Raw genomic sequence first — 13,293 nt, 5'->3', positions numbered from 1 at the left:
GCGGCTTTAGCCGCGAAAGGGCCTTTGCAGGCGGTAAGAATAGCCCGCCCGGCGGGCCGGCCCTTGCATAGGCAAGCCGTCGGTCGCTCGGTATACTCGGTCGCAATACTGCATATTTCTAAGGATTTCACCCATGAAGCGCCTGATTTCCTCCCTCGCGGCGCTGGTCGCTGTTGCCTGCCTCGTTTCGGCCTGCGGTCAGAAAGGCCCGCTGTACCTGCCTGAAGACGGCAAGGACGGCAAGGCCAGCCACAAGTCGCACCAGTACCAGCCAAAAGCCAAGCCGGCCCCGACGCAGCAGCCCGAGCTGCAGTCCGAGCCCGAGCAGTCGCCAGCGCAGTAAGGAAACCAGATGAACGCTTTCAACTACCGCGACGGCGAGCTGTTCGCGGAAGGCGTGGGCCTGTCGGCCATCGCCGAACGCTACGGTACCCCGACCTACGTCTATTCGCGTGCCCACATCGAGGCCCAGTACCGTAGCTACGCCGACGCCCTGCAAGGCACCGAGCACCTGGTGTGCTTTGCGGTCAAGGCCAACTCCAACCTCGGCGTGCTGAACGTGCTGGCGCGCCTGGGCGCAGGCTTCGACATCGTCTCTGGCGGTGAGCTGGAGCGCGTGCTGGCCGCTGGCGGCCGTGCCGACCGCGTGGTGTTCTCCGGCGTTGGCAAGACCCGCGACGACATGCGCCGTGCCCTGGAAGTCGGCGTGCACTGCTTCAACGTCGAATCCACCGATGAACTGGAGCGCCTGCAAGTGGTGGCCGCCGAGATGGGCAAGGTTGCCCCGGTCTCGCTGCGGGTCAACCCGGACGTCGACGCCGGCACCCACCCGTACATCTCCACCGGCCTGAAAGAAAACAAGTTCGGCATCGCCATCGCCGATGCCGAAGCCATCTACGTGCGCGCCGCGCAGCTGCCGAACCTGGAAGTGGTCGGTGTCGACTGCCACATCGGCTCGCAACTGACCACCGTCGAGCCTTTCCTCGATGCCCTCGACCGCCTGCTGGTGCTGGTCGACCGCCTGGCCGAGTGCGGCATCCACCTGCGCCATCTGGACCTGGGTGGCGGTGTCGGCGTACGTTACCGCGATGAGGAGCCGCCGCTGGTGGGCGACTACATCAAGGCCATCCGCGAACGCGTTGGCGACCGCGACCTGGCACTGGTGTTCGAACCGGGCCGCTATATCGTGGCCAACGCCGGCGTCCTGCTGACCCGCGTGGAATACCTCAAGCACACCGAACACAAGGACTTCGCCATCATCGATGCGGCGATGAACGACCTGATCCGCCCGGCCCTGTACCAGGCCTGGATGGGCGTCAGCGCGGTCAAGCCACGCACAGGCGAAGGCCGTGCCTACGACCTGGTCGGCCCGATCTGCGAGACTGGCGACTTCCTCGGCAAGGACCGCGTGCTGAACCTGGCCGAAGGTGACCTGCTGGCCGTACAGTCCGCGGGCGCCTATGGTTTTGTCATGAGCTCCAACTACAACACCCGTGGCCGTTGCGCTGAAATCCTGGTCGACGGTGACCAGGCCTTCGAAGTACGCCGCCGCGAGACCATCGCCGAATTGTACGCTGGCGAAAGCCTGCTGCCGGAGTAAGCCCATGCTGCTGCGTTTTACCAAGATGCATGGGCTGGGCAACGACTTCATGGTCCTCGACCTGGTCAGCCAGCACGCGCACATCCAGCCCAAGCACGCCAAGCAATGGGGTGACCGCCACACCGGCATCGGCTTCGACCAGTTGCTGATCGTCGAGGCACCGAACAACCCGGAAGTGGACTTCCGCTACCGCATCTTCAACGCCGACGGCTCCGAGGTCGAGCAGTGCGGCAACGGTGCGCGCTGCTTCGCCCGCTTCGTGCTGGACAAGCGCCTGACCGCGAAAAAGCGTATCCGCGTGGAAACCAAGAGCGGCATCATCGAACTGGACGTGCAGAATGACGGCCAGGTCAGTGTCGACATGGGGCCACCGCGCTTCATCCCTGCCGAAATCCCCTTCGTCGCCGACGAGCAGGCGCTGAGCTACCCACTGGAAGTCGACGGCCAGGTGCATTCGATTGCCGCCGTGTCCATGGGTAACCCGCATGCCGTGCTGCGTGTCGACGACGTGCGTACCGCCCCCGTGCACCAACTGGGCCCGAAGATCGAGAACCACCCGCGCTTCCCGCAGCGGGTGAATGCCGGCTTCCTCCAGGTCATCGACCGCCACCGCGCCAACCTGCGCGTGTGGGAACGCGGCGCGGGCGAAACCCAGGCCTGCGGCACTGGCGCCTGCGCCGCCGCCGTGGCAGCGATCAGCCAGGGCTGGATGGACTCCCCGGTGTCCCTCGACCTGCCCGGTGGCCGCCTGCACATCGAATGGGCCGGCCCCGGCAAGCCCGTTGTGATGACTGGCCCGGCCGTACGCGTCTACGAAGGACAGGTTCGTCTCTAAGCGAGTAACCGCCATGACCGATCAGCCCCAGGTTGTACCCCAGCAGTCCGCTGAGCTCGATGCCGAAGCGGTGGTCGCCTACCTGCGCGCCCACCCCACCTTCTTCGCCGAACACGACGAGCTGCTGATCGAACAGCGCATCCCCCACCAGCGTGGCGACAGCGTGTCGCTGGTGGAGCGCCAGCTCAAGCTGCTGCGCGACCGCAACATCGAGATGCGCCACCGCCTGTCGCAACTGATGGATGTAGCCCGCGACAACGACCGGCTGTTCGACAAGACCCGCCGGCTGATCCTCGACCTGCTCGACGCCGGCAACCTGGAAGAAGTGGTGATGGCGGTCGAAGACAGCCTGCGCCAGGAATTCCAGGTGCCCTTCGTCAGCCTGATCCTGTTCGGCGAAAACGTCGCGCCGGTCGGGCGCTGGGTCAGCAACGCCGAAGCACAGCAGGCCATCGGAGCCCTGCTGGGCGGCGGCAAGACGGTCAGCGGCAACCTGCGCGAGCACGAACTGGCCTTCCTGTTCGGTGAAGAACAGCGCCGGGAAGTAGGCTCCAGCGCCGTGGCTGCCCTGGAATACCAGGGCCTGCACGGGGTGCTGGCGATCGGCAGCCGCGACCCGCAACACTACAAGAGCAGCGTCGGCACCCTGTTCCTCGGCTACATCGCCGAAGTACTTGGCCGCGTTGTGCCACGCGTTACCCAGACCCTGCGCCCGGTACGCTGATGGAACGCCAGCTGGAGGCTTATTGCGCACACCTGCGCAATGAGCGCCAGGTGTCCGAGCACACCCTGCTGGGCTACCGTCGCGATCTGGACAAGGTCGTCGCCTACTGCAAGGAACACGGCATTGCCGGCTGGCAGGCGCTGCAGATTCAGCAGCTGCGCCAGCTGATCGCCCGCCAGCACCACCATGGCCAGTCATCGCGCAGCCTGGCGCGGCTGCTGTCGGCAGTGCGCGGCCTGTACCGCTACCTGAACCGCGAAGGCCTGTGCCAGCACGACCCGGCCAGCGGCCTGAGCGCGCCCAAGGGCGAACGCCGGCTGCCCAAGGTGCTGGATACCGACCGCGCCCTGCAACTGCTTGATGGCGGGGTCGACGATGACTTCATCGCCCGTCGCGACCAGGCTATCCTCGAACTGTTCTATTCGTCGGGCCTGCGCCTGTCCGAGCTGACCAACCTCGACCTCGATCACCTCGACCTCGCCGCCGGCCTGGTGCAGGTGCTGGGCAAGGGCGGTAAAGCCCGCGTGCTACCGGTTGGCCGCAAGGCCCGCGAGGCCTTGCAGGCCTGGTACCGCCTGCGCGGCATCGGCAACCCGCGCGACCGCGCAGTGTTCATCACCCGCCAGGGCAACCGCATCAGCCCACGGGCCGTTCAACAACGGGTGAAAGCAGCCGGTGAGCGCGAGCTGGGCCAGCACCTGCACCCGCACATGCTCCGCCACTCCTTCGCCAGCCATGTGCTGGAATCGTCCCAGGACCTGCGCGCGGTGCAGGAGATGCTCGGCCATGCCGACATCGGCACCACGCAGATCTACACCCACCTGGACTTCCAGCACCTGGCCGCGGTGTACGACAGCGCCCACCCTCGGGCCAAACGCAGCAAAGGCACAGACTCATGAGCATCAAGCTGATCACCTTCGACCTCGACGACACCCTGTGGGATACCGCGCCGGTAATCGCCAGCGCGGAAGTCGTGCTGCGCGACTGGCTCGAAGCCAACGCCCCAATCCTTGGCGGCGTGCCGGTGGAGCACCTGTTCGCCATCCGCGAGCGCCTGGTGCAAGCCGAACCCGGCCTGAAGCACCGTATCAGCGCCCTGCGCCGACGGGTGCTGTTCCATGCACTGGAAGAAGTCGGCTACAGCGAAAAGCATGCGCAGGAACTGGCCAATGAAGGCTTCGAAGTGTTCTTGCATGCCCGCCACCAGGTAGAGATTTTCCCGGAGGTGCAGCCGGTGCTGGAGATCCTGCGCCATCACTACACCCTGGGCGTGGTCACCAACGGCAATGCCGACGTGAGCCGGCTGGGGCTGGCGGATTATTTCCGCTTTGCCCTGTGTGCCGAGGATCTCGGCATCGGCAAGCCGGACCCGGCGCCGTTCCTCGAAGCCCTGCGCCGCGGTGACGTGGAGGCCAGCGCGGCGGTGCACATTGGCGACCACCCCGGCGATGACATCGCCGGTGCCCAGCGTGCCGGGCTGCGGGCGGTGTGGTTCAACCCCCTGGGCAAGCCCTGGGTAGGCGAGCAGGCGCCGGATGCCGAGATCCAGCGCCTGTCGCAGTTGCCCGACATCCTCGCGCGCTGGCGCTGACAGGGGCCGCTGCGCGGCCCATTCGCGGGTAAACCCGCTCCCACAGGTTCACCACTGCCCTCAGGTCCTGCGCCGTCCCTGTGGGAGCGGGTTTACCCGCGAAGAGGCCGGCACAGGCAAAACAAAACCCACAGGCACAAAAAAGCCCGCAGCGACGGCGGGCTTTTTTGGATCAGCCACTCAGATAGGGCGGCTGCCGTACTTGTTGTCCGGCTTCTTGGGCGGGTCGGCGACCACGTTGGCCTCGACTTCCTGAACCTTGCCACCGCGAGCGAGGAACTCTTCCATGGCCTTGGCCAGGGCGTCACGCTCCTTCTGCTTGGCTTCCATGCTCGGCATCTCGTCTACCGAGACCGCCGCCTTGGATTTGCCCTTGGCAACGGGTGCCGGGCTGCTGTCGTCATCGCCAGCGTCTTCGGCGCCATCGTCGGCTGCCGCTTCGAGGCCTTCATCGCCCTCGTCTTCGTCGCCTACTTCGAGGTCATCATTTTCCAGATCGTCGTCGCTCATGTTCTACCTCATGACTTGCGAAAAGCAGGTTAGTTATAGACCAGTGCAGCCGTAGACCGGCAGCCACCAGTGAAAAATCAACTGGCCGTGGGTTAGGCCACTGCCCTTGGGTCAGCGCTCCTGATGGGAGGCGGCACCCGGCAGGCCCTGCTCCTGGCAGGACCTGACAAATCCTTTAGCCCCTGCTGGCCACACGCTATTGGCAAGCCTAGCAAAGGCTGGCGAAGCGTGTGGACTACTCGTCAAACACCCTTCGGCGCGCATTCTAGCGCGCCAGCGGAAAAAACAAAGCACCATGAATGCTCTGCGTTTTGTAAGTTTTCTGCCTACGTCGCGAACGTGTCGGATAAACCGTTTGCCGTGCGGGAAATGCTAAAAATCTGGCAAAAAAAATGCCCGGCAAGCCGGGCAAGTTTTTACCGCGCCGCAGTTACAGGTTGTAGCCGCGCTCGTTATGCTGAGCCAGGTCGAGGCCGACCGACTCTTCTTCTTCGCTGACCCGCAGGCCCATCACCAGATCCAGCACCTTGAGGATCACGTAGGTGACGATGGCGGTGTAGACCACGGTGAAGATCACGCCCTTGGCCTGGATCCAGACCTGGGCACCGATGTCGGTGACCGCGCCAAAGCCACCCAGGGCCGGTGCCGCGAACACGCCGGTGAGGATGGCACCGATGATACCGCCGACACCGTGCACGCCGAAGGCGTCCAGCGAGTCGTCATAGCCCAGCTTGCGCTTGAGGCTGGTGGCGCAGAAGTAGCAGATCACGCCCGAGACCAGGCCGATCACCAGGGCGCCCATCGGGCCCACGGTGCCGGCAGCCGGGGTGATGGCGACCAGGCCGGCGACCACACCCGAGGCGATGCCCAGGGCGCTCGGTTTGCCGTGGCCGACCCACTCGGCGAACATCCAGCCCAGGGCCGCGGCGGCAGTGGCGATCTGGGTCACCAGCATGGCCATGCCGGCGGTGCCGTTGGCGGCAGCGGCAGAGCCTGCGTTGAAGCCGAACCAGCCGATCCACAGCATGGCCGCGCCCATCAGGGTGTAGCCCAGATTGTGCGGGGCCATCGGGGTGGTCGGGTAGCCCTTGCGCTTGCCCAGCACCAGGCAGCAGACCAGGCCAGCGATACCGGCGTTGATGTGCACTACAGTGCCGCCGGCGAAGTCCAGCACACCCCAGTCCCACATCAACGCACCGTCACCGCTCCAGACCATGTGCGCGATCGGCGCATAGACCAGGGTGAACCAGATGCCCATGAACACCAGCATCGCGGAGAACTTCATGCGCTCGGCGAAGGCACCGACGATCAATGCCGGGGTGATGATGGCGAAGGTCATCTGGAAGGTGATGAATACCGCTTCAGGGAACAGTGCGGCAGCCGAGGTCAGGTTCGAAGGCGTGACGCCGCTGAGGAACGCCTTGGAGAAGCCACCGACGAAGGAATTGAAGTTGAGCACGCCCTTTTCCATACCGGTGGTATCGAAGGCCATGCTGTAGCCGTAGATGACCCAGAGAATGCTCATCAGGCCAGTGATCGCAAAGCACTGCATCATCACCGACAGCACGTTCTTGGAACGCACCATACCGCCATAGAACAGGGCCAGGCCCGGAATGGTCATGAACAGCACCAGCGCCGTTGCGGTCAGCATCCAGGCGGTGTCGCCGGAGTTCAGCGCTGGGGCAGCTTCCTCGGCCAGGGCAAGCCCGGGCATTACGAGGGACAATAGGGCTCCTAGCCCTGCGATCTTACGCAGAGTCATGTTGTTTTCTCCTGGGGCGTTGGGTTTGGTGAGGCTTTGTTGCTGCTTAGATCGCGTCGGTATCGGTTTCGCCGGTACGGATACGGATCGCCTGCTCCAGATTCACCACGAAAATCTTGCCGTCACCGATCTTGCCGGTGTTGGCTGCCTTGGTGATGGCTTCGATTACCCGATCAAGGTCCTTGTCATCGATGGCGACATCGATCTTCACCTTGGGCAGGAAATCGACCACGTATTCAGCACCGCGATACAGCTCGGTGTGGCCCTTCTGCCGACCGAAGCCTTTGACTTCGGTGACGGTGATGCCCTGCACGCCGATTTCCGACAGCGACTCGCGCACGTCGTCCAGCTTGAACGGCTTGATGATGGCTGTGACTAGCTTCATGAAACTCTCTCCCGATTTGGTGGACTTGCCCCAGGAAAACAAACCCGTCTCAAGTCTAAGCGCAGCGCTTGGCTTTGTAACGCGTCGTCGGCATCCGGCTCCGCGTGCGCACTGCCTGGTCACAAGGAACTGCATCAGTGCATGGCTCATACGGGTCATTGCAGAAACCTTGCCAGTTCTGCCAACGCACGGGAAAACAGCGAGTTATGTGATTTGGTCGGGATTGGCCAGTCGCCAGCATGGAAAACATGCACAATTTCGGTGCATACCCACCTGACGCGTTGCTCGAAAAATGTGCAACTGCGTGGCGAGGGCGCATGCTATTTGTGGGAACAATGTGCAATCTGGTGCCAGGTTCGCCCGTGCTACACTGCCGGCCATTTCTCAGTTTCAGTGGACAGCCCCATGCTTGCGCCCAAAGCCCTTCTCGACGCCCTGAGCGACCAGGCCTCGCGCCTGTTCAGCAGTGATACCGCCCAGCCCCGCGCCGAACTGGAAAGCCAGTTCAAGGTGCTGATGCAGGGTGCCTTCAGCAAGCTGGACCTGGTGAGCCGCGAAGAATTCGACAGCCAGATGGTCGTACTGGCGCGCACCCGTGCACGCCTCGAGGCCCTGGAAAAACAAGTAGCCGAGCTGGAAGCCCGGCTTGACCCGACCCCACAGGATGAGTGAATGCAGCCCTCCAGCGCTTACCCGGTATTGTTGTTTTCCTACGGCACCCTGCAGGACAAGGCCGTGCAACTGGCCAACTTCGGCCGCGAACTGAGCGGGCAGGCCGACCGCATGCTGGGCTACCGCCAGGACTGGGTCGAGATCACCGACCCGGCCGTGCTGGCAGCCAGCGGCAAGTCCCATCACCCTATCGTTACCCCCAGCAGCCAGGCCGACGACAGCGTGGCCGGCATGGTCTTCCAGATCAGCGAAGAAGAGCTGGCGGCAGCGGACCGCTATGAAGTCGCCGACTACAAGCGCGTGGCCGTCACCCTCGCTTCGGGCCTGACCGCCTGGGTTTATGTCCGCGCCTGAGTTCTTCGGGCGTGCAGCAGGCACGAACCCAACGGGGTGAGAATGCAGGGGGCAACCCCTGCCTGAAAAACTACGACGCACACTTCTTGCGCCGACCCGGGCCGCCCTCGCTATGCTTGCAAAGCCGCAGGAAGCGGCCCTGTTCAGCGACAACGGAGCGTCCATGTCCCTAGCCCTCGTCCACAGCCGCGCCCAGGTGGGCGTGCAGGCACCAGCAGTCAGCGTCGAAACCCACCTGGCCAACGGCCTGCCCCATCTCACCCTGGTCGGCCTGCCGGAAACCACGGTCAAAGAGAGCAAGGACCGGGTACGCAGCGCCATCGTCAACTCAGGCCTGAACTACCCGCAGCGGCGCATCACCCAGAACCTCGCCCCCGCCGACCTGCCCAAGGATGGCGGGCGCTATGACCTGGCCATTGCCCTGGGCATTCTCGCCGCCGATGGCCAGGTGCCAACGGCCACCCTTGCCGAAGTCGAATGCCTGGGTGAACTGGCGCTGTCTGGCAACTTGCGCCCGGTGCAGGGCGTGTTGCCCGCGGCACTGGCGGCACGCGAAGCCGGCCGGGCGCTGGTGGTGCCACGGGAGAACGCCGAGGAAGCCAGCCTGGCAGGCGGGCTGGTGGTGTATGCGGTGGGGCATCTGCTGGAGCTGGTCGCCCATCTGAACGGCCAGGTGCCGTTGCCGCCGTATGCCGCCAACGGGCTGATCCTGCAGCAACGCCCGTACCCGGACCTGAGCGAGGTGCAGGGCCAACTGGCAGCCAAGCGCGCACTGCTGCTAGCGGCGGCCGGGGCGCACAACCTGCTGTTCACCGGGCCTCCCGGTACCGGCAAGACCTTGCTCGCCAGCCGCCTGCCGGGGCTGCTGCCACCGCTGGACGAGCACGAAGCACTGGAAGTGGCGGCGATCCAGTCGGTCAGCGGCCATACGCCACTGAGCAGTTGGCCGCAGCGGCCTTTTCGCCATCCGCACCACTCCGCTTCCGGCCCGGCGCTGGTCGGCGGCAGCAGCCGGCCGCAACCGGGCGAAATCACCCTCGCCCACCATGGGGTGCTGTTCCTGGATGAACTGCCGGAATTCGAGCGGCGGGTGCTGGAAGTGTTGCGTGAGCCGTTGGAGAACGGAAGGCCTTATCTCACACTTATCCGCCCAGAGATCACGATGTCCGCAGCACTGGATGAAGGTTGACGCTTCGCTGAGCCTGTCGTCGGCGCCGCATCGCGAAAACAAACATTCATGACACCCAAAGCCGGATATCTGCTATTTTTCAGCGAAATCGGTACTGAAAATGGACGCAAGACATGCTCGTAGCCTTCAACGTAGGCAATTACAGATCGATTAAGGAGATTCAGACGCTATCACTGGTCCGATCCAGCGGCGCTGAAAAGATCGATACCAACGTTATCAATACCCAAAACTCCGATGGAACTCTGGGCCCCAGCCTCCTAAAGTCTGTAGCGCTTTACGGCCCTAATGCTTCAGGGAAGTCAACGCTGGTCCAAGCACTAAGCACGATGCGCAAAATAGTTTTGCAATCTGCAACGGTGGCCGCTGGTACGGATATGCCTGTTGACCCTTTTGCTCTGGATAACGAATCGGCTGCAAAACCCACCATGTTCGAAGTTATTTTTGTTAAAAATAATGTTCGATATCAATATGGGTTCGAAGCAACGAAAAAAAGAGTTTATGCGGAATGGTTATATGCATTTCCGAAAGGGCGATCCCAAGAGTGGTTTATTCGGCAGTGGATTGAAGAAAACAACGATTACACTTTCAAGTTTGGTGACAAACTAAAAGGCCAAAGAGCAGTCTGGGAGTCATCTACTAGACCAGACGCGCTGTTCTTGTCTACGGCTATACAATTAAACAGCGAGCAACTTAAGCCCGTCTACGACTGGTTCAAGTACAAACTTAAAGTCAGCAATGGTTATGGCAATCATATGTACACCGCCAAGCGGTGCAGTGCCAAATCGAAAAATGCCATTCTTGACTTTATGAAGGCTGCTGACTTTGCGATCTCGGATATTAATGTTGAGGAAGTGGAGCTATCTGTGGATTCCTTTCCAAAAGAATTCCCAGAGAACCTAAGAAACATGCTCTACGAGCAGGTCAAAGATGACAAGATTTTCAACGTCTCCGCTGTTCATCGGAACGAATTTGGCGCATTCGAACTCCCGCTAGAACTGGAATCGGATGGCACTAGGAAAATATTTAATATCGCTGCACACTGGCTTGATGCTTTGAGCGAAGGACGTGTATTAGTAGTAGACGAGTTACATGAGCGCTTACACCCATTTCTTGTTAAATTTCTGGTCGAAGCATTCCACAACCCAGAACTTAACAACAATGGTGCTCAACTTATTCTAACTACTCATGAAACCTCTATACTCAGTCAGGATGTTTTCCGTCGCGACCAGATTTGGTTCGCCGAACGTGATTCATCACAAGCTTCGAAGTTCTATCCGCTAACTGACTTCAGCCCGAAGAAAGGACAAGATAATCTTGAGAGGAGCTACCTTACCGGCAGATATGGCGCTGTTCCTTCTATAAAAAGAATGATCAATATTTTCTACGGTACCATGTGAATGGGAATTCGTAAGCCGCAATCCAAGGTAAAAAGACCCCATAGTGGTCGGCCCACAAAGAGCAGGACGCTAATTGTATGCGGCGCACAATGCTCTGAAAAATACTATCTAGAAAACTTATTATCTCACCACTCTATCAATACAGCGGGAATTAAAATACTCGATTTCGCATACACCCCAGAGCGATTAGTTGAAGAGATCATTAGGATCACAAAGGCAGAGAAGAAAAATGGCGAGCTTTACGACTACATATTCTGCGTTGTTGACCGCGATGCCTTCGAACATTTCGCTGCCGCGAAAAAAAGGTCTCAGGATCATAAGTTTCACTATATCGAATCTAACCCATGTTTCGAGTATTGGTTACTTATTCACTTCAGCAAAACCGACAGACCATTTACCGCTGTAGGAGGCGTGTCGGTAGGAGATTCTTGCAGGAGAGAGTTGCAGAAGCATTATAAACAGTACGCAAAGAATTCTCGTACCGTGTACTCAGACCTATTCGACAAGCTTGACGGCACCATAAAATATTCCGAACGAAGGTATAACCAAGCGACCGCCGAGAACGATTTCAATCCTTCAACAAACTTCCATTTTTTAGTAAATCATCTTCGAAGCTTGACGTAATCAGGATAAGCAGGCTCCAAAATGAGCCTGCCTCCAGAAGCCCCAGAATCGCATTGTATCAAACGCTACGACCTACCCTAGGGGCTGGTATTCCCTAAGGAATATCATCTCTATAAAGCGGCCCCCGCTTCCTTTAAAGGCTGACTGCAAAAAACATTTGGGAATGTTTAGTCCCGCAACCTTCAATGCTATAGTCCTTACATATCGACGGCTCTTTCTCGCTGTACTGTTTTATCCATATTCATTCCTGCTACAAGTCGCAGATCACCTAGCATTGGCGCCGATCCCGCACTGCCAATGGTAATATCAATCAATCAATAAAACATTAATCAACCATAACATCATGTATGGCATGCAAGCCTATGAGCGAGCTTTGCCATACACGATACGCATGCTGGCAGCATCTGAAGTGCAGCCAAATCATTTACAAAAGAAGACAAGAAAACATTTTATAAAAATACGCAATGAGAATGAAGAAGACCACCGACGCAAGTTATCGCGGCTTACCGATCAATGCGTCGGCCCAGCACGGACATGAATGCTATGTCCAGATTTTGCAGACAATTCACGATCAGCTTAATGCACTACTAAGCTATCACAGCCGTATAACCATTGTCCGCCTTGATCTACACTTGCCAAACTCATTAGATATTGACCATCGAAATGAAGGCAAGCTATTAAGCTTGTATATAAAGCAGATTAAGAGACTGCTATCCTCATCCAACTGGAATATTCGCGGAAAATTCATACATGGCTACGTAAAAGAGATTGGCGACAACAAAAAATCACACTTTCACCTATATCTTGGGTTTCAGACCCTTTACAAAAACCTAGGTCACATTAACACCACCGGTCATACTGGAGTTTGGAAGGAGTTGAATAACACTTGGATTAGGTTAAGTGGAGGCACAGCACACATAGTGCCGAAGGTGCATACGATTGACAGAAGCAATAGTAAAGCACTTGAACCATGCTTCTATCATTTGTCATATCTAGCCAAGACGCGAACAAAACATTTTAATACAGGGGAAACATATAAGAGATATTGTTCCTCCAGACTAAAACCCAAGAAGGGTCACTCATCAAGCCTTACGAGTGCCCCCTTTGAAACTCTATATTCCGAAACCAAACTCAACACATTATCAGAATGGATAGAGTAAACCACACGGGCTATAAAACTAATACAAAATCAAACACCATCCGCACCTTCTCACCTTCATCTCACGATAGAATTCGGAAATGCTAGGCAGTTAACAAGGTAAATAGCCCCTAGGAATTCAACCCGCCGGCAATGCAAATACAACTTATCGCCTACATTAAGTTTTGCTGCAAATTGTAGATTAGGTATTACCCCACCGATGCTCCATCTTCCTTTGTGCTCGACCCAAGGCCAGGCTTGGTACGCGGACAACGTAGCCACTACATTAGATGCTGGACCGGCGCCAATAAAAAGATCCGCATTACCATTATTGAATACTATTCTAGATATTCTTCCAACATACATGCTTGGCTTGCTGTATTGTAATTGTGCACGCGCTTGATTGGAGTTCCAATCAGCGCGTATCTGCCTAGTATCTATTGCGTTCTTGAAATCCATGCCGGTTGACTCCATCATTTCTTCAACCCGGCTATTATACATTGTATTAATAG

14 protein-coding genes are annotated in these 13,293 nt (G+C 58.7%); 10 read left to right on the top strand and 4 right to left on the bottom strand.

The features are described from left to right. Positions 1 to 133 precede the first annotated feature (133 nt). From J5M71_RS23550 to J5M71_RS23525, 6 genes are read left to right on the top strand one after another with little or no spacing between them, the layout of a single operon-like run. Positions 134 to 343 carry a lipoprotein gene (locus tag J5M71_RS23550; RefSeq protein WP_207837588.1) on the top strand — a complete coding sequence of 70 codons (210 nt, stop codon included), beginning with the start codon at positions 134 to 136 and terminating at the stop codon, positions 341 to 343. A gap of 9 nt (positions 344 to 352) precedes the next feature. After that, positions 353 to 1,600 carry a diaminopimelate decarboxylase gene (gene lysA / locus J5M71_RS23545; RefSeq protein ID WP_207837586.1) on the top strand — a complete coding sequence of 416 codons (1,248 nt, stop codon included), beginning with the start codon at positions 353 to 355 and terminating at the stop codon, positions 1,598 to 1,600. A gap of 4 nt (positions 1,601 to 1,604) precedes the next feature. Beyond that, positions 1,605 to 2,435, top strand: a complete 831-nt coding sequence (gene dapF, locus J5M71_RS23540; RefSeq protein WP_063912186.1) for a diaminopimelate epimerase — start codon at positions 1,605 to 1,607, stop codon at positions 2,433 to 2,435. A gap of 13 nt (positions 2,436 to 2,448) precedes the next feature. Then, complete coding sequence (locus tag J5M71_RS23535; protein WP_207837584.1) at positions 2,449 to 3,159, top strand: DUF484 family protein; 711 nt, start codon at positions 2,449 to 2,451, stop codon at positions 3,157 to 3,159. Continuing rightward, the gene (gene xerC / locus J5M71_RS23530; RefSeq protein WP_025341073.1) at positions 3,159 to 4,058 is read left to right on the top strand and encodes a tyrosine recombinase XerC; all 900 of its coding nucleotides are present in this window, start codon (positions 3,159 to 3,161) and stop codon (positions 4,056 to 4,058) included. The genes J5M71_RS23535 and xerC overlap by 1 nt, the downstream gene beginning before the upstream one ends. After that, positions 4,055 to 4,750, top strand: a complete 696-nt coding sequence (locus tag J5M71_RS23525; protein WP_207837582.1) for an HAD family hydrolase — start codon at positions 4,055 to 4,057, stop codon at positions 4,748 to 4,750. Before xerC ends, J5M71_RS23525 begins: the two co-directional genes overlap by 4 nt. A gap of 180 nt (positions 4,751 to 4,930) precedes the next feature. On the opposite strand, the gene sutA is transcribed toward J5M71_RS23525, so the two are convergent. From sutA to glnK, 3 genes are all read right to left on the bottom strand, one after another. Then, the gene (gene sutA, locus J5M71_RS23520) at positions 4,931 to 5,260 is read right to left on the bottom strand and encodes a transcriptional regulator SutA (protein WP_063912190.1); all 330 of its coding nucleotides are present in this window, start codon (positions 5,258 to 5,260) and stop codon (positions 4,931 to 4,933) included. Positions 5,261 to 5,690: 430 nt separating this feature from the next. Next, positions 5,691 to 7,022 (bottom strand): ammonium transporter, encoded by a 1,332-nt coding sequence (locus J5M71_RS23515; protein ID WP_207837580.1) that lies wholly within the window; start codon positions 7,020 to 7,022, stop codon positions 5,691 to 5,693. Between the two features lie 46 nt (positions 7,023 to 7,068). Further along, entirely contained in the window at positions 7,069 to 7,407 is a 339-nt protein-coding gene (gene glnK, locus J5M71_RS23510; protein ID WP_002555808.1) for a P-II family nitrogen regulator, read from the bottom strand. A gap of 405 nt (positions 7,408 to 7,812) precedes the next feature. Here glnK and J5M71_RS23505 point away from each other — a divergent pair, with 405 nt between their 5' ends. From J5M71_RS23505 to J5M71_RS23490, 4 genes are all read left to right on the top strand, one after another. Beyond that, a complete protein-coding gene (locus J5M71_RS23505) occupies positions 7,813 to 8,079 on the top strand; it encodes an accessory factor UbiK family protein (protein WP_207837577.1) in 267 nt (88 codons plus the stop codon). Continuing rightward, entirely contained in the window at positions 8,080 to 8,433 is a 354-nt protein-coding gene (locus J5M71_RS23500; protein ID WP_207837574.1) for a gamma-glutamylcyclotransferase family protein, read from the top strand. 163 nt (positions 8,434 to 8,596) lie between these two features. Beyond that, positions 8,597 to 9,622 (top strand): YifB family Mg chelatase-like AAA ATPase, encoded by a 1,026-nt coding sequence (locus tag J5M71_RS23495; protein ID WP_279382376.1) that lies wholly within the window; start codon positions 8,597 to 8,599, stop codon positions 9,620 to 9,622. A gap of 113 nt (positions 9,623 to 9,735) precedes the next feature. Next, on the top strand, positions 9,736 to 11,019 hold the full coding sequence (locus J5M71_RS23490) for an ATP-binding protein (RefSeq protein WP_207837572.1): 1,284 nt from the start codon (positions 9,736 to 9,738) through the stop codon (positions 11,017 to 11,019). 1,840 nt (positions 11,020 to 12,859) lie between these two features. On the opposite strand, the gene J5M71_RS23475 is transcribed toward J5M71_RS23490, so the two are convergent. Next, positions 12,860 to 13,293 (bottom strand): hypothetical protein (locus tag J5M71_RS23475; protein WP_207837566.1); only part of this gene is annotated, 434 nt, incomplete at its 5' end.

The sequence above is a fragment of the Pseudomonas sp. 43(2021) genome (assembly GCF_017490805.1).
In the GTDB taxonomy this organism is placed as follows: Bacteria; Pseudomonadota; Gammaproteobacteria; order Pseudomonadales; family Pseudomonadaceae; genus Aquipseudomonas.
This window is presented reverse-complemented; position numbering and strand designations above follow the sequence as displayed.